The sequence below is a fragment of the Bacillus sp. lyk4-R2A-2 genome (genome assembly GCF_030209735.1).
Lineage (GTDB): Bacteria > Bacillota > Bacilli > Bacillales > Bacillaceae > Bacillus > Bacillus pumilus.
On sequence record NZ_JARVRK010000005.1, the window covers coordinates 59,801 to 76,560 of the forward strand.

Annotated in this window: 15 protein-coding genes; all 15 read left to right on the plus strand. The window is 42.2% G+C overall.

The genetic code is table 11. The features are described 5' to 3' along the window. Positions 1 to 71: 71 nt before the first annotated feature. The 15 genes from citZ (at position 72) to dnaI (ending at position 16,735) form a co-directional block, all read left to right on the plus strand. A complete protein-coding gene (gene citZ, locus QRN39_RS07120; protein ID WP_008346063.1) occupies positions 72 to 1,190 on the plus strand; it encodes a citrate synthase in 1,119 nt (372 codons plus the stop codon). Positions 1,191 to 1,339: 149 nt separating this feature from the next. Further along, positions 1,340 to 2,611, plus strand: a complete 1,272-nt coding sequence (gene icd / locus QRN39_RS07125; RefSeq protein WP_003216780.1) for an NADP-dependent isocitrate dehydrogenase — start codon at positions 1,340 to 1,342, stop codon at positions 2,609 to 2,611. Between the two features lie 34 nt (positions 2,612 to 2,645). Further along, positions 2,646 to 3,584, plus strand: coding sequence for a malate dehydrogenase (mdh, locus tag QRN39_RS07130; RefSeq protein ID WP_003216833.1), 939 nt, complete (start codon positions 2,646 to 2,648; stop codon positions 3,582 to 3,584). 187 nt (positions 3,585 to 3,771) lie between these two features. Beyond that, positions 3,772 to 4,500 (plus strand): response regulator transcription factor, encoded by a 729-nt coding sequence (locus QRN39_RS07135; protein WP_003216596.1) that lies wholly within the window; start codon positions 3,772 to 3,774, stop codon positions 4,498 to 4,500. Then, positions 4,493 to 6,235: a two-component system histidine kinase PnpS gene (gene pnpS, locus QRN39_RS07140; RefSeq protein WP_284906657.1), complete on the plus strand. Its 1,743-nt coding sequence runs from the start codon at positions 4,493 to 4,495 to the stop codon at positions 6,233 to 6,235. The genes QRN39_RS07135 and pnpS overlap by 8 nt, the downstream gene beginning before the upstream one ends. A 253-nt stretch (positions 6,236 to 6,488) precedes the next feature. Further along, positions 6,489 to 9,128: a DNA polymerase I gene (gene polA, locus QRN39_RS07145; RefSeq protein WP_050943594.1), complete on the plus strand. Its 2,640-nt coding sequence runs from the start codon at positions 6,489 to 6,491 to the stop codon at positions 9,126 to 9,128. Between the two features lie 28 nt (positions 9,129 to 9,156). Next, a complete protein-coding gene (gene mutM / locus QRN39_RS07150) occupies positions 9,157 to 9,990 on the plus strand; it encodes a DNA-formamidopyrimidine glycosylase (protein ID WP_003216358.1) in 834 nt (277 codons plus the stop codon). A 174-nt stretch (positions 9,991 to 10,164) separates the two neighbouring features. Continuing rightward, positions 10,165 to 10,797 (plus strand): sporulation membrane protein YtaF, encoded by a 633-nt coding sequence (gene ytaF, locus QRN39_RS07155; protein ID WP_003216274.1) that lies wholly within the window; start codon positions 10,165 to 10,167, stop codon positions 10,795 to 10,797. Between the two features lie 14 nt (positions 10,798 to 10,811). After that, complete coding sequence (coaE, locus tag QRN39_RS07160) at positions 10,812 to 11,417, plus strand: dephospho-CoA kinase (protein WP_050943596.1); 606 nt, start codon at positions 10,812 to 10,814, stop codon at positions 11,415 to 11,417. A gap of 170 nt (positions 11,418 to 11,587) precedes the next feature. Continuing rightward, a complete protein-coding gene (locus QRN39_RS07165; protein WP_003216683.1) occupies positions 11,588 to 12,610 on the plus strand; it encodes a glyceraldehyde-3-phosphate dehydrogenase in 1,023 nt (340 codons plus the stop codon). Positions 12,611 to 12,844: 234 nt separating this feature from the next. Then, positions 12,845 to 13,225 carry an adenosylmethionine decarboxylase gene (speD, locus tag QRN39_RS07170; RefSeq protein ID WP_003216492.1) on the plus strand — a complete coding sequence of 127 codons (381 nt, stop codon included), beginning with the start codon at positions 12,845 to 12,847 and terminating at the stop codon, positions 13,223 to 13,225. A 186-nt stretch (positions 13,226 to 13,411) separates the two neighbouring features. Continuing rightward, the gene (locus tag QRN39_RS07175) at positions 13,412 to 13,798 is read left to right on the plus strand and encodes a hypothetical protein (RefSeq protein WP_003216254.1); all 387 of its coding nucleotides are present in this window, start codon (positions 13,412 to 13,414) and stop codon (positions 13,796 to 13,798) included. A 4-nt stretch (positions 13,799 to 13,802) separates the two neighbouring features. Continuing rightward, positions 13,803 to 14,261, plus strand: a complete 459-nt coding sequence (nrdR, locus tag QRN39_RS07180) for a transcriptional regulator NrdR (protein ID WP_003216720.1) — start codon at positions 13,803 to 13,805, stop codon at positions 14,259 to 14,261. A gap of 102 nt (positions 14,262 to 14,363) precedes the next feature. Continuing rightward, the gene (gene dnaB / locus QRN39_RS07185; protein WP_050943597.1) at positions 14,364 to 15,788 is read left to right on the plus strand and encodes a replicative helicase loading/DNA remodeling protein DnaB; all 1,425 of its coding nucleotides are present in this window, start codon (positions 14,364 to 14,366) and stop codon (positions 15,786 to 15,788) included. Positions 15,789 to 15,805: 17 nt separating this feature from the next. Beyond that, positions 15,806 to 16,735 (plus strand): primosomal protein DnaI, encoded by a 930-nt coding sequence (gene dnaI, locus QRN39_RS07190; protein ID WP_034620615.1) that lies wholly within the window; start codon positions 15,806 to 15,808, stop codon positions 16,733 to 16,735. Positions 16,736 to 16,760: the final 25 nt, after the last annotated feature.

Sequence of the window (16,760 nt, forward strand, 5' to 3'; positions counted from 1 at the left end):
ATTGGATAGCGCTTTCAAAAAGCGAGAATTCTGCAACGAAGGGGAATCTTTTTAAAAAGGGGAGATTGAACATGACAGCAACAAGAGGTCTTGAAGGTATCGTGGCAACAACTTCATCCGTAAGCTCAATTATTGATGATACTCTTACTTATGTAGGGTACAATATCGATGATTTAACTGAAAAAGCTACATTCGAAGAAATTGTCTACCTGTTATGGCACTTAAAGCTGCCGAATGAGCAAGAGCTGAGTGAGTTAAAACAGCAGCTCAACGAAAATGCTCACATTCCGCAAGAAATCATTGAGCACTTTAAATCGTATTCGCTGGATGGGGTTCATCCAATGTCTGCGATTCGTACAGCGGTATCCTTACTAGGATTACTTGATGACGAATCAGAGATTATGGACAAAGAAGCAAATTACAGAAAAGCCATTCGCTTACAGGCGAAAATTTCTGGACTAGTCGCTGCGTTTTCACGCATTCGTAAGGGACTTGAGCCTGTACAGCCAAAAGAAGAATACAGCTATGCTGCGAACTTCTTGTATATGCTAAATGGCGAAGAGCCGTCACCAGTAGAAATTGAGGCAATTGATAAGGCACTCATTCTACATGCGGATCATGAATTAAACGCATCGACATTTACAGCGCGTGTATGTGTTGCTACACTATCAGATATCTACTCTGGTGTAACAGCGGCTATCGGTGCGCTGAAAGGACCACTTCATGGCGGAGCCAACGAAGGCGTGATGAAGATGCTTTCAGAAATTGGCGAAGTTGAAAACGTAGATTCCTATATTCATGGTAAGCTAGAGAAGAAAGAAAAAATTATGGGCTTTGGCCACCGCGTATACCGTCAAGGTGACCCGCGTGCAAAGCATCTAAAAGAAATGAGCCAGCGTTTAACAAACCTGACTGGCGAGCCGAAATGGTATGAAATGTCTGTTCGCGCAGAGGAAATCGTGACATCAGAGAAAAATCTTCCACCAAATGTTGATTTTTATTCTGCATCTGTATATCACAGTCTTGGGATTGATCATGACTTGTTTACACCAATTTTCGTGATCAGCCGATTCTCTGGATGGATTGCTCACATTTTAGAGCAGTATGACAACAATCGTCTCATCCGTCCAAGAGCTGACTACATTGGACCTGATCTTCAAACGTTTGTTCCGATCAGTGAAAGAGACTAATGTTTATAGAATAAGCGGGGGCTGATCCTCACGAAGGCCAATCAGCCTCTAGATCAACAAAAAACGAATCACGTGAAAAACTTCTTCGCTTGCAGACATCAAGCCAAGAAGTTTCAAATATTCACTACATAACCTGGGAGGTAATATCATTGTCACAAGGCGAAAAAATTACAGTTACTGGCGGCGTATTGAATGTACCAAATAATCCAATCATCCCGTTTATCGAAGGGGACGGAATCGGTCCTGACATTTGGAAAGCAGCATCAAGAGTACTTGAAGCCGCTGTAGAAAAAGCATATAAAGGTGAAAAGCAAATCACTTGGAAAGAAGTATATGCAGGTGAGAAAGCTTACAATAAAACTGGAGAATGGCTTCCTGAGCAAACACTTGAAGACATTCGTGAATACTTAATCGCAATCAAAGGACCACTGACAACACCAATCGGCGGAGGAATCCGTTCATTAAACGTGGCACTTAGACAAGAGCTTGATCTATTCACATGCTTACGTCCAGTTCGCTGGTTCAAAGGCGTACCGTCTCCTGTGAAACGTCCAGAAGACACAGATATGGTCATCTTCCGTGAGAATACAGAAGATATCTATGCTGGTATCGAGTATGCACAAGGATCAGACGAAGTGAAGAAGTTAATTGACTTCTTGAAAAACGAATTAGGTGTAAACAAAATCCGTTTCCCAGAAACATCAGGTATCGGAATCAAGCCAGTTTCTGAAGAAGGAACTTCTCGCCTTGTCAGAGCGGCTATCCAATATGCAATCGACCAAGGCCGTAAGTCTGTGACACTTGTTCACAAAGGAAACATCATGAAATTCACAGAAGGTGCCTTCAAAAACTGGGGCTACGAAGTGGCTGAAAAAGAGTTTGGCGACAAGGTCTTTACATGGGCACAATATGATCGTATTGTAGAACAAGATGGAAAAGATGCGGCAAATAAAGCGCAAAGTGAAGCAGAAGCTGCTGGCAAAATTATTGTCAAAGACAGCATTGCAGATATTTTCCTTCAACAAATCCTAACTCGTCCAGCTGAGTTCGATGTTGTGGCAACAATGAACTTAAACGGAGATTACATCTCTGATGCTCTTGCAGCACAAGTAGGTGGAATTGGTATCGCACCAGGTGCGAACATCAACTACGAAACAGGACACGCTATTTTTGAAGCGACTCACGGAACAGCACCAAAATATGCTGGTCTTGATAAAGTGAACCCATCTTCTGTTCTTCTATCAGGCGTGCTTTTACTTGAGCACCTTGGCTGGCAGGAAGCAGCTGATCTAGTGATTCAATCTGTTGAAAATACAATTGCATCAAAAGTCGTCACTTACGATTTTGCTAGATTAATGGATGGCGCAACAGAAGTGAAATGTTCTGAGTTTGCTGACGAGCTCATCAAAAACTTGTCTTGATTCTTAAACTTTAAAGTTAAAGGGGAAAAAGGAAATGGCAAACAAGCGTAAAAAAGTATCTGTTATCGGAGCAGGCTTTACTGGAGCAACTACAGCATTTCTAACGGCTCAAAAAGAATTAGCGGACGTCGTATTAGTCGATATCCCGCAGCTTGAGAACCCAACAAAAGGGAAAGCACTTGATATGCTGGAAGCAAGTCCTGTTCAAGGCTTCGATGCAAACATTACAGGAACTTCTAACTACGAAGATACAGCCGGTTCTGATGTCGTGGTCATTACGGCGGGAATTGCAAGAAAGCCGGGAATGAGCCGTGACGATCTCGTGTCAACAAATGAAAAAATCATGCGCAGTGTGACACGCGAAATCGTTAAATATTCTCCAGAAACAATCATTGTTGTATTAACAAACCCTGTTGATGCAATGACGTATGCAGTTTATAAAGAATCAGGATTACCAAAAGAAAAAGTCATTGGACAATCGGGCATTCTTGATACAGCACGTTTCCGTACGTTCGTTGCTCAAGAATTAAACCTATCTGTTAAAGACGTGACGGGCTTTGTGCTTGGTGGACATGGCGATGACATGGTTCCTCTTGTTCGTTACTCTTATGCAGGCGGTATCCCGCTTGAAACATTGATTCCTAAAGAGCGAATTGATGCAATTGTTGAAAGAACAAGAAAAGGCGGCGGCGAAATCGTGAACCTATTAGGTAACGGTAGTGCATATTATGCTCCTGCTGCTTCACTAGTTGAAATGGTTGAGGCGATCCTTAAAGATCAGCGCCGCGTCATGCCGACGATTGCTTACCTTGAAGGTGAATATGGCTACGAAGGCATTTACCTAGGTGTACCAACAATCGTAGGTGGAAACGGCCTTGAGCAGATCATCGAGCTTGAGCTGACAGAAGAAGAAAGAAGTCAGCTTGACCGTTCTGTTGAATCTGTTAAGAATGTCATGAAAGTATTGTCTTAATATGAATAAAAAAGAAGGCTTCTCTGATGAGGAGTCTTCTTTTTGTTTACAAAACAAATCTTGTCGAAATTTTAAATTGTTCTCTTGTTAAGCTTTCGTTAAAATGAAAGAGAAAGCATGACTTCTCGCTTTTCACATAAGATACAAAAAAACGGATGCAGGGGAAATCACTAATTGGAGGCACAACATGAATAAAAAAATATTAGTTGTGGATGATGAAGAATCGATTGTAACACTTCTAAGCTATAACCTCGAAAGAGCGGGCTATGATGTCGTCACAGCAAGAGACGGGGAAGAAGCACTTGAAAAAGCAGCAAGTGAACAGCCTGATCTCATTGTATTAGATTTAATGCTTCCGAAGATGGACGGCATTGAAGTGTGCAAACAACTGAGAATTCAAAAAATGATGTTCCCTATTTTAATGCTGACAGCAAAGGACGATGAATTTGATAAGGTGCTAGGTCTTGAGCTTGGGGCCGATGATTACATGACAAAGCCATTCAGTCCTAGAGAAGTGGGTGCTCGGGTAAAAGCCATCTTGAGAAGAGCACAGCAATCTCAGCCTACCCCCACGCAAGAGGAGAAGGATGAGATCATTGCAGATCAAATCAAAATTGGTGAACTGCGTATTTTACCAGAACACTACGAAGTCTATTTCCAGGAAGAACGTCTAGAGCTGACGCCAAAAGAATTTGAACTGCTGCTTTATTTGGCGAAGCATAAAGGACGTGTCCTCACGCGTGATTTATTGCTAAGTGCCGTTTGGAATTATGACTTTGCAGGTGACACTCGTATTGTGGATGTCCATATTAGTCACTTGCGGGACAAAATTGAAAAGAACACAAAAAAACCAACATACATTAAAACGATTCGCGGCTTAGGCTACAAATTGGAGGAGCCGAAGTCAAATGAGTAAAATTAGAACCCGTCTGTTTTCGGGACTCATTTTTCTCCTTTTTATTGTGTTTGTGGCACTTGGTCTTTTCCTGGATCACATGTTCCATGTTTTCTATGAAACAAAATTAACGGAACGAATGGAAAAGGAATCGAGCTTTCTCCTGTCTTCTATGAATGGTGATGATTTAAAGGCGAAGCAAAACAAAGAGGTCCTCAATCAGGCAAAGCAGCATTTTGACATGAATGCGTCGATTGTGGATTTAAAGGGGAAGATCATACATACAACGGGTCAAGCAGAACAAAAGGCCGTCATTCAAAACACACTAAACAATGAACGTCTCCAAACAAAAGGGGTCGTTATTGACGATGAGAAGGATGCGCTTTTCCATTATGCTGTCCCGATCTTAAAACAAAACGAACCGGCGGGTTATTTATTTCTCCATGCGTCATACGAGCCTTTAAATGAAATTGACGGCCAGCTTTGGCTTGCCTTAGCCTTTTGTCTTGGCTCGGCAATTATCATTATCGTTTTCTTTGGGTACCGCATGTCGATGAAATATGTGAAACCAATTGATTATGCGACAAAGGTAGCTAAACAGCTAGAACGCGGGAACTATGATACGAATAATTATGAAGAGCTGATGATTGAAACAAGTGAACTGAATACTTCCATGAAGCGTTTGGCAGAAAGTCTTCAAGAAATGACAAGTGCTAGTGAAATGCAGAGAGACCGGCTGCAAACGGTCATTGAAAATATTGGAGCGGGGATTATATTGATTGATAAGATGGGGTATATCCACCTCGTCAATCGAACCTTCCGCAAGCAGTTTAAGGTGCAAAAGCACATTTACATGCACAAGCTGTATCACGAAGCGTTTACCCATGAAGAGATTATCGAATTAATTGACGAAATTTTCATGACAGAAACGAAGGTGCGGAAGTTTTTACGTCTAGCCGTTGACATTGAACGCCGCTACTTCCAAGTGGATGGTGTACCCATTTTAAGTACAGACGATGAATGGAAAGGAATTGTCCTCGTGTTTCATGACGTGACAGAAACGAAGCAGCTGGAGCAGATGCGAAAAGACTTTGTTGCCAATGTGTCTCATGAGTTAAAAACACCGATTACGTCGATTAAAGGATTTTCTGAAACCCTTCTTGATGGCGCGATTGATGACAAAGAAGCACTGACAGAATTCCTTTCTATCATTTTAAAAGAGAGTGTCCGTCTAGAAACATTGATTCAAGACTTACTTGATCTTTCTAAAATTGAGCAGCAGCAATTCAAGCTGAATATTCAAGAAGCCAATGCGACAGAAATCATCCAAGAGATTCAAGTGCTGTTAAAACAAAAGGCTACAGAAAAAGGCATTCAATTACACGTGCGTGTCCCGAAAGAACCGGTCTATGTCATGGCAGACCCGCTAAGGTTAAAGCAAATCTTCCTCAATCTCGTTAATAATGCCCTGACCTATACACCAGAGGGAGGAAGTGTCACCATCTCAGCAAGACCGAGAAAAGGTGCCTATGAATTTGATGTAGCAGATACAGGGATCGGTATGAAGAAAAGTGAGATTCCAAGAATATTTGAGAGATTTTATCGAATTGATAAAGATAGAAGCAGGAATTCAGGCGGTACAGGTCTTGGCCTTGCCATTGTCAAACACCTTGTGGAAGCGCATGAAGGAACAATTTCTGTCCGCAGCAAACAAGGTAAAGGAACGACTTTTACAGTGAGCCTGAAATCGACATAGAGAAAAAAGGAAAGTCACGTTAAAATTTACATGATCTTTACAATGAATTCATGTTTTGTTAAACATTCATTGATAGGATGAATAGGAACCCCTTCATCCAAGGAGCCAATTTTGGAAGGACGAAAACACTTGTTGTTTTCGTCCCTTTTTTATGCAGGCTCGACTATTTTCTTTTCAAAATAAACTTTGATAAAATGAAGATACAATGTGTGAAAGAGACGGCTGAAATGCTCAGCCGATGGAGGATTAAAACATGACAGACAAAAAGAAATTAGTGTTAGTGGATGGAAACAGCCTCGCATATCGAGCCTTCTTTGCTTTGCCGCTATTATCAAATGATAAAGGCGTACATACAAATGCTATTTATGGCTTTGCGATGATTTTAATGAAAATGCTGGAGGACGAGAAGCCAACCCATATGCTCGTCGCATTTGATGCGGGAAAAACAACCTTCCGCCACGAGACATTTAAAGAATATAAAGGCGGAAGACAAAAAACCCCGCCAGAGCTATCAGAACAAATGCCATTCATCCGTGAACTATTAGATGCCTATCAGGTGAAAAGGTACGAGCTTCCTCAATATGAGGCAGATGATATTATCGGTACGTTGGCTGTCGAGGCAGAAAAAAACGGCTTTGAAGTCAAAATCTTCTCAGGAGATAAAGACTTAACACAGCTCTCAACAGATCATACGACAGTCGCTATTACGAAAAAAGGCATCACAGAAGTAGAATACTACACACCTGCTCATATTGAAGAGAAATATGGCCTGCGACCAGATCAAATCATTGATATGAAAGGGCTGATGGGAGATTCCTCAGATAATATCCCAGGCGTCCCAGGTGTAGGTGAAAAAACAGCCATTAAATTGTTAAAGCAGTTTGAAACAGTTGAGAACCTGCTTGAACATATTGATGAAGTGAGCGGGAAAAAGCTCAAAGAAAAGCTTGAAGAATATAAAGAACAAGCAGTCATGAGTAAAGAGCTGGCGACCATTCTCGTAGAAGCACCTATTGATGTGTCGAGCAAAGATCTTGCCTACGAAGGTCCACACATGGATCAAGTGATCTCTCTTTATAAAGAACTAGGCTTTCAAACCCTGCTAGAGCGTCTAGGAGAAGCACCAGAAACAGATGAACAGGTTGAAGTAGACGCATTAGAAGTGAAAAAAATGACAGCTGCAGGAGGCGACATGCTGACAGATCATGCAGCCCTTGTGGTAGAACAGCTTGGAGATAATTATCACGAAGCGGATTTGATCGGTTTTGCGATCCATAATGAAAATGGTGCGTTCTTTATGACGAAAGAAGATGCGCTTCAATCAGATGCATTTAAAGAATGGGTACAGGATGAAACGAAGAAAAAATGGGTCTTTGATTCAAAAAGAGCAGTTGTCGCTCTCAGATGGCATGATGTCGACCTAAAAGGTGTCGACAATGATGTTCTGCTCGCTTCCTACGTCGTCAACCCGCAGAAATCATACGAAGACGTCGCAAGTGTAGCGAAGGAATATGGTCTGAATATCGCTCTTTCTGATGAAAAAGTATACGGAAAAGGAGCAAAACAGGCGATTCCACCTGAAGATGAACTGAAAGGACATCTTGGACGAAAAGCAGCGGCGATCTCAGCCTTGCATGATTTAACACTAGAAGCATTAGAAAAAAATGATCAGCATGAACTATATGAAGATTTAGAGCTGCCGCTTGCGCTCATCTTAGGTGAAATGGAATCTCTTGGAGTAAAGGTAGATATAAAGCGCCTAGAGAAAATGGGTGAAGAATTAACGAAAAAGCTTAAAGAATATGAAGAAACGATTCACCGCTTAGCAGGAGAAACGTTTAACATCAATTCTCCTAAACAGCTTGGTGTCATCCTTTTTGAAAAATTAGGTCTCCCGATTATCAAGAAGACAAAAACAGGCTATTCAACGTCTGCAGATGTGCTCGAAAAGCTTGAAGATAAGCATGAAATCATTCGGTCCATTCTGCACTACAGACAAATTGGAAAGCTGCAATCGACCTATGTAGAAGGGTTAATGAAAGTAACGCGCAAGGATACCCATAAAGTGCATACAAGATTTAATCAAGCACTCACCCAAACAGGAAGATTAAGCTCAACAGATCCAAACCTTCAAAACATCCCGATTCGTTTAGAAGAAGGACGGAAGATTCGTCAAGCATTCGTTCCTTCAAAAGAAGGCTGGCTCATGTTTGCAGCTGACTATTCACAAATCGAGCTGCGTGTACTCGCTCATATTTCACAAGATGAGAATTTGATCGAAGCATTTACGAGGGACATGGACATTCACACGAAAACAGCGATGGATGTGTTCCATGTCTCAGAAGAAGAAGTGACTTCCGCTATGAGAAGACAAGCCAAGGCGGTAAATTTCGGTATTGTATACGGAATCAGCGACTATGGACTTTCTCAAAACCTTGGGATCACAAGAAAAGAAGCCGCCGCATTTATCGAGCGCTATTTAACAAGCTTTAAAGGCGTGAAAACCTATATGGAAGAAATCGTTCAGGAAGCGAAACAAAAAGGCTACGTCACGACGCTTCTTAAACGCAGACGGTATATCCCAGATATCACAAGTCGAAATTTTAATATCAAAAGCTTTGCAGAACGAACAGCCATGAACACACCGATCCAAGGCAGCGCAGCCGATATTATTAAAAAAGCGATGATTGATATGGCGCGAAGGCTCAAAGAAGAAAACCTGCAGACAAATCTTTTATTACAGGTGCACGATGAATTGATCTTTGAAGCGCCGAAAGAAGAAATCGCCATTCTTGAAAAGATTGTTCCTGAAGTCATGGAAAATGCACTTCAGCTTGATGTGCCGCTAAAAGTTGATTTTGCTTCAGGTCCATCTTGGTACGATGCGAAATAAATAATAGAGAGAAAAAGGAGCGAGGAGCATGCCGGAATTACCAGAAGTTGAAACCGTCCGGCGCACTCTCAAGCGGTTAGTCGAAGGAAAGACGATTGAAACGGTCGATATCAAATGGCCAAACATCATCAAACGTCCTGGGGAGCCGGAAGAGTTCGCAAGAAGATTGGTAGGAGAAACCATACAAACCATTGAAAGAAGAGGAAAGTTCCTCCTCTTTCATTTAGACCATTATGTGATGGTCTCCCATTTAAGGATGGAAGGGAAATACCGTGTACATGAAGCGCATGAGCCTTATGATAAACACGTACACGTCGTCTTTACGTTTACAGATGGGACGGAGCTTCGGTACCATGATGTGCGTAAATTTGGCACGATGCATTTATTTCAGCCGGGTGAAGAGGAAAGAGAACTCCCGCTATCACAGCTGGGATATGAACCATTCGATGAACAGTTTACTCCTGAGTATTTATGGGAGCAATTGAAAAAAACAACCCGCGTGGTCAAAACAGCACTGCTTGATCAAAAGATTGTCGTAGGACTTGGTAACATTTACGTAGATGAGGTCCTGTTTAAATCAGGGATTCATCCAGAAACGAAAGCGAATCAGCTCAGCCTGGAATCCTGCAAAGTGCTTCACAAACAGATCATCGATACGCTTCAGGTGGCGGTAGATGCGGGAGGAAGTACAATTCGTTCTTATATCAACTCACAAGGTGATATTGGCACATTTCAATTGCAGCTTCTTGTATATGACCGGCGGGGAGAGCCTTGCCAAACATGCGGAAGCATCATTGAGAAAACAGTAGTCGGAGGGCGCGGTACACACTTTTGTGTGACCTGCCAAAAACGTCCTCAATAAAGCTTAGCCATGAGCATGCTTCCTTTTTGCGATGCATACGATAAAAAACATTCATTTTTCAGCAAGGTGTAGACTGACACACAGCCCACCTGCTCTTCATATAGTGAAGAAGAGTCTAAGAACGCCTAGAGACTCTTGATCATCGTTGCATGAACAGAAAGGAAGAGTTCAGGTATGATTTCGATTTCGCTCCTGTTTTTAGCTATTGCAGTCAGCATCGACAGCTTTTCTGTAGGCTTTACGTATGGTCTCCGCAAAATGAGGATCCCATTTAAAGCCATCGTCATTATTGCATGCTGCTCAGGGATTGTGCTGCTCATTTCTATGCTGATTGGCAGCTTGCTGACGACATTTCTCCCTGTCTCAGTGACCGATAAACTGGGGGGAGGCATCTTAATTGCCATTGGTCTTTGGGTCCTGTATCAATTTTACAAACCAGCGAAAGAGCGTGATTTGCTTCTTCATGAAAAGACATTGCTTAATGTGGAAGTCCAATCGCTTGGGCTTGTCATTCACATTTTAAGAAAGCCAACAAGTGCAGATATTGACCGATCTGGGACGATTAATGGAATAGAAGCGGTACTTCTTGGAATTGCTTTATCCATTGATGCATTTGGCGCAGGGATTGGCGCAGCGATACTAGGCTTTTCTCCAATTGTCATGAGTATCACGGTCGCAGTGATGAGCTCACTTTTTGTATGTATCGGTCTGCGTGCCGGTCATTACTTGGCAAATTGGCGCTGGATCGATAAACTCGCATGCTTACCAGGGCTTCTGCTCATATTAATTGGGGTTTGGAAGCTGTAAAAGGAGGAAATCAATTGACGCTTGTCATTGGATTAACCGGCGGGATTGCTAGCGGAAAAAGCACAGTCTCGCAGATGATAAAAGAGCAGGGCATCCGGGTTGTGGACGCAGATGTGATTGCAAAAGAAGCGGTCGCCAAAGGAACACCCGCCCTTCATCATATCGTTCAAACCTTTGGTGAGGGTGTCCTCCTGCCAAATGGAGAGCTAGACCGGCAGCAGCTGGGAGCCATTATTTTTTCTAATGAAGAGAAAAGAAAGCAGCTAAATGCGATCGTTCACCCAGAAGTGCGAAAGGAAATGCTCAGGCAGCGAGATGAAGGAATCGACAGCCGAGAAACATTCGTTGTCCTGGATATCCCGCTTTTATTTGAGAGTCAGCTGGAAAGTCTCGTCGACCGCATTATTGTGGTGTATACAACACCAGAATTACAGCTATCACGACTCATGAATCGAAACGACCTTAGCGCGGAAGAAGCGCTGAATCGGATTCACTCTCAGCAGCCTCTTGAGGAAAAATGTAAGAAAGCAGACCGGGTGATAGAAAATACACAAGATCTTGCTTTTATTAGAAAGCAATTGCAGAACATATTAAATGAATGGGAACATACTGATAAGTAAGAGTACATACACGTACTCTTCTTTTTTTATGCTTTTTATATTTCTCATGAAAAGAACAGCCCTTTTTAGAAAATATACGTTTATATACTGGCAATTACAATCTAATGTGATATACTAATTTCATAAATAAATTTATTGAGTATAACACATAATAGAGGAGTGACCTGTTCATGAAGGTAAAAGCAGCGATCAATGGGTTTGGCAGAATTGGACGCATGGTCTTCAGAAAAGCAATGCTTGATGATCAAATTCAAATTGTAGCGGTGAACGCAAGCTATCCTGCCGAAACGCTAGCACATTTAATTAAATATGATACAAATCATGGACGTTACGAATGCGATGTGACAGCAGAAGATGACGCACTGATTGTAAATGGGAAAAGAGTGCTTTTGCTCAATAACAGAGACCCAAAGCAGCTTCCGTGGGGAGAGCTTGGGATTGATATCGTCATAGAAGCAACCGGAAAATTTAATTCAAAAGATCAAGCGATGGGCCATATAGATGCCGGAGCGAAAAAGGTCGTACTTACAGCTCCAGGTAAAAATGAAGACATTACAATTGTGATGGGTGTCAATGAGGATGATCTTGATCCTGAAAAGCACGTCGTTATTTCAAACGCATCTTGTACAACAAACTGTTTAGCACCAGTTGTCAAATTGTTAGATGATGAATTCGGTATCGACAACGGTTTAATGACAACGGTTCATGCGTATACAAATGATCAAAAAAATATCGATAACCCGCATAAGGATTTGCGCCGGGCAAGAGCATGTGCCCAGTCCATTATTCCAACGACGACGGGTGCCGCTAAAGCGCTTTCTTTAGTGCTGCCGCACATGAAAGGGAAATTGCATGGACTTGCACTTCGCGTGCCAGTTTCCAATGTATCGATGGTTGATCTTGTTGTCGACTTGAAAAAAGATGTCACAGCAGAAGAAGTCAATGCAGCCTTCTCAAATGCATCAAAAACTTCTCTTTCCGGTATTTTAGATTACACGGATGAGCCGCTTGTTTCTACAGACTTTAATACGAACCCTTATTCAGCTGTCGTAGATGGACTGACAACGATGGTGATGGGGGATAGAAAAGTAAAAGTTCTTGCATGGTATGACAATGAATGGGGTTATTCATGCAGAGTGGTGGATCTTGTGAAGTTTGTCGGATCGCAGATGAAAGAGCTTTCTGCTGTTTGAAATGAAGAAGACGAACGTCCCTTTTCAAGGAATGAGAGAAAATCCCATTGAAAACACAGCTTGCAAAATGGGTCTAAACAAAGTATACTATTTTTCGTGAACTTCTTGTTCGCAGACTCATTCGGGTATACTTAAAGGGTTAGGACCTCTTTGGACTAACTTTCCCCCGTGGTATATGTCCGGTCCGGCTGCTTAGAACTTCACTCTTTCATTCTTGTTTAAGGGGGGTCCATGATGGAAACAATCGGACGTCACGTTATCTCCGAGCTATGGGGATGCGACTGTGATAAACTGAACGACATGGATTTTATTGAAAAAACGTTTGTAAATGCAGCTTTGAAATCAGGAGCTGAAGTAAGAGAGGTTGCTTTTCACAAATTTGCACCTCAAGGAGTAAGTGGAGTTGTCATTATTTCTGAATCTCATCTGACAATTCACAGCTTTCCTGAACATGGTTATGCGAGCATAGATGTTTATACTTGCGGCGACCTAGATCCGAATATCGCAGCAGATCATATCGGAGATGAATTAGGTGCTGAAACAAGAGAAAACATTGAAATTCCTCGAGGCATGGGACCTGTACAAGTGAAACAGGCGCAAGCCAAAGCACTGTAAACATAAAAAAAGATCGCAATGGGAGCTGGCCAAAAGCATTGAAATGCCTTTGTGTTATGCTCCTTTTTATATTTGTTTGATAGAGAAAATCCAACATTCCCCAACTCGCCTATACTTTTGTTCTAGGAAAACAAAGGTTTTTTTTATAAAATAAAGAAGAGGCATTATGGCAAAGGGGATACGTAGATGATTTTAGGACAAAAGTTCAAACGGTTCATGTCAAACCATACAGAAACATCTGACGAGCATCCAGTGTCAGAACTGAAAAGCCATTACTACAAATCGACGAATGCGCAAGTTTTTCAAGCGGTGGAAGCCATGCTTTCTGGGCACGCTTCCTATCAAGTAACATCTGTTTCAGCAGAACGAGGTGAAATCAGCGCAAACATTAGTATGCCGAAAAAAGCCTTTCTCGTAGCGACTGTCATTTCAATTCGTCCTTTTGAAACAGCTGTCGATTTTAATGTGACAACAGAAACAGCCTTGCCAACAGATTTTGGCTATAGTGAGAAAACGGTTTTTTCCCTTTATGATGAACTAGACAAACAACTTCCAAGAATAGATCGGAGCTGATGAAATGAAATGTCCCACATGTCAGCACCTTGGCACAAGGGTGCTTGATTCAAGACCAGTAGATGAAGGGAAATCCATCCGTCGTAGAAGAGAGTGCGAAAGCTGCCAATATCGCTTTACGACGTTTGAGAAATTAGAAGAATTACCACTGATTGTGGTGAAAAAAGAAGGAATTCGAGAAGAATTCAGCCGCGAAAAGATGCTGAGAGGACTCATAAAAGCATGTGAAAAGCGACCTGTTGCTTTAAAGCAGCTGGAGGATGTCTGCTTTAATATTGAAAAAGAACTGCGTAATCAAGGTATGTCAGAAGTGAAAAGTGAGCTTGTAGGTGAAATGGTGATGGACGAGCTGGCAAAAATTGATGAAGTGTCTTACGTCAGGTTTGCCTCCGTTTACCGGCAGTTTAAAGATATCAACGTCTTTATTGATGAATTAAAAGATTTATTAAAGAAAGAACGCTAAAAAAGAGCTGAAGATACTTCATGCTCTTTTTCCTGCGTAAAGCGTAAAACGCAAAAAGGGTGTACAATAGAAACAATTGCAATTCATGGGGAGGATCAGCATATGACAGAGCATTGGAAGGAAGTGCTAGCCGTCGATCCGTATGTCGTCAAAAGCGCTTCATTGCTCGGTGACATCGATAGACAGCTCATCACTCTTTTATATCAGCCGCTTATAGGCATGTCCGCTTTCAGCTTATATATGACGCTGTGGGGAGAGCTGGAACAAAATCGTATGTGGGGGAAACCCGCACCTCATCGGCAGCTCATGGTCATGCTGCAAACGAATTTGAATGATATTTTTGAGGAACGTTTAAAGCTTGAAGCGATTGGTTTACTCCGCACATATGAACAGGAAACGGAAGAAGGCAGACTGTTTACATATGAGCTTGTGCCGCCGTTAAGACCAGATGAGTTTTTCCAAGATGGTATGCTGAATGTTCTGCTGTACCATCGTGTAGAGAAAGCGAAATATATGCAGCTTCGTGATTATTTCTCATATCCCGGTGTTCCGGCAGAGGCAAAGAACATCTCGCGGTCGTTTGAAGAAGTTTTTCACGTATTGCAGCCAGGTGAACGCAGGATGACAGAAGAAATCAATCAGGCGTCATCACTTGATCAGGGCTATGAATATGTGACCGTTGGATCGAGTCAGCCGGCTCCTCTCTCAGACGAATCCTTTGATTTCGATTTATTGTTAGCAGGCATGTCTGATATGATGATTCCAAGAAAGGCTTTGACAAAGCAGGTGAAAGAAACCATTAAGAAGTTAGCCGTTGTATACGGCATCACCCCGCTTCAAATGCAAAATATTGTAGCAGGCGCCTGTGGTTCGGATCAAATGATCTCAACAGAAGAGCTGAGAAAAGCGGCAAGAGACTGGTACCAAATTGAATACAGAGGCGAGCAGCCAAAACTCATTGATCAAAAACAGCCGAGACACTTGCGTCAAGATGCTTCAAAAGCGCCAGTGGCAGATACGCCGGATGCCAAATTGATTGAAAAGCTTGATCATATTTCGCCTAGGGAGCTGCTAAAAGATATGGCTGACGGCATTGAGCCAACATATGCCGACTTAAGAATTGTCGAAGATATTATGCTTGAGCAGCAGCTAGAGCCAGGTGTCATGAACGTTTTGATCTACTATACATTACTGAAAACAGATATGAAGCTGTCGAAAACATATATGCAAAAAATCGCCGCTCATTGGGTGAGAAAGAAAATTAAAACCGTAGCGGCGGCCATGAAAATGGCCAAAGAAGAGAACAGGCAAATGACAGAGTGGGCGCAGCAGAAAAAGCAGCGTAGCACATACGGATCAGGGAAAGTTGTCCGTGAAGAGAAGCTTCCTGATTGGATGAAAGAAACCGAAACGAAAGAACAGCCTGCAAAAGAACAAACAGACAGCCTGTCGACAGAAGACCTCGAACGAGAAAAAGAAAAACTGTTAGATCAGTTTAAAAATATGAAAAAGTACAATGCACATTAAGATGAGGTGAGATGAGGATGAAACCGATCGGTCGTTCATTTGAACAGCTAAAAGGGCGCGTAGATTTTCGTGTGAGATACAATCAGATTAAAGAGAGTGTGTTATCTGATGAAGATGTAAAAGCCTTTTTACAGGAGCACCAAGAAGACATACACGAAGACATGATCAATCGCAGCTTGAACCGGCTTTTTGAATATGTGCAGCAGTCGAAGGGCTGTTCATATTGCTTAGATGAAGAGAACGTCAATGCGATTTTAGACGGTTATCACCCGAAGCTTGTGATCAAAGGTCAGAGTATTGATATTGAATATTCCCCTTGTCCAGTCAAGCTGCGGCTCGATAGACAGAAAAAACAGCAAGAGCTCATGAAAAGCATGTACATTCCGCAAAATGTTCTTCAAGCGACGTTCGCTGATTTGAACGTTGTGGGAAGACAGGAAGTCATTCAAAAAGTAGGGCAATTCCTGCAAAGCTATGATGAGACGGGCAAAGGGAAGGGCTTATATTTACACGGAAAGTTTGGAGTAGGAAAAACGTATATTTTGGCAGCCATTGCGCAGCAGTTAGCGGAGAAGGAATACCCATCTCTCCTTGTGTACGTGCCTGAATTTGTGAGAGAGCTAAAAAATTCGTTAGCCGATCATACACTAGAATCAAAACTGAACATGGTCAAATCCACCCCTATTTTAATGCTTGATGATATTGGGGCAGAGTCGATGACAAGCTGGGTTCGAGATGAACTACTCGGAACGATTTTACAATACCGTATGGCAGAGCAGCTGCCGACTTTCTTCTCTTCTAATTTCTCACCAAGTGAACTGAAGCATCACTTTACGTACTCACAGCGCGGGGAAAAAGAAGAGGTCAAAGCCGCTCGTTTAATGGAACGGATTCTCTATTTAGCAGAGGCAGTCTTGCTCGAAGGAGAAAACCGCCGTCATTTATAAAAGCGTCTATCACCTGAAGGAGGAG

Excerpts from the sequence above, each read along its gene's own strand:
- citZ (WP_008346063.1), top strand. The coding sequence starts at position 72 with ATGACAGCAACAAGAGGTCTTGAAGGTATCGTGGCAACAACTTCATCC.
- mdh (WP_003216833.1), top strand. The coding sequence starts at position 2,646 with ATGGCAAACAAGCGTAAAAAAGTATCTGTTATCGGAGCAGGCTTTACT.
- QRN39_RS07135 (WP_003216596.1), top strand. The coding sequence starts at position 3,772 with ATGAATAAAAAAATATTAGTTGTGGATGATGAAGAATCGATTGTAACA.
- pnpS (WP_284906657.1), top strand. The coding sequence starts at position 4,493 with ATGAGTAAAATTAGAACCCGTCTGTTTTCGGGACTCATTTTTCTCCTT.
- polA (WP_050943594.1), top strand. The coding sequence starts at position 6,489 with ATGACAGACAAAAAGAAATTAGTGTTAGTGGATGGAAACAGCCTCGCA.
- mutM (WP_003216358.1), top strand. The coding sequence starts at position 9,157 with ATGCCGGAATTACCAGAAGTTGAAACCGTCCGGCGCACTCTCAAGCGG.
- ytaF (WP_003216274.1), top strand. The coding sequence starts at position 10,165 with ATGATTTCGATTTCGCTCCTGTTTTTAGCTATTGCAGTCAGCATCGAC.
- QRN39_RS07165 (WP_003216683.1), top strand. The coding sequence starts at position 11,588 with ATGAAGGTAAAAGCAGCGATCAATGGGTTTGGCAGAATTGGACGCATG.
- speD (WP_003216492.1), top strand. The coding sequence starts at position 12,845 with ATGGAAACAATCGGACGTCACGTTATCTCCGAGCTATGGGGATGCGAC.
- QRN39_RS07175 (WP_003216254.1), top strand. The coding sequence starts at position 13,412 with ATGATTTTAGGACAAAAGTTCAAACGGTTCATGTCAAACCATACAGAA.
- nrdR (WP_003216720.1), top strand. The coding sequence starts at position 13,803 with ATGAAATGTCCCACATGTCAGCACCTTGGCACAAGGGTGCTTGATTCA.
- dnaB (WP_050943597.1), top strand. The coding sequence starts at position 14,364 with ATGACAGAGCATTGGAAGGAAGTGCTAGCCGTCGATCCGTATGTCGTC.
- dnaI (WP_034620615.1), top strand. The coding sequence starts at position 15,806 with ATGAAACCGATCGGTCGTTCATTTGAACAGCTAAAAGGGCGCGTAGAT.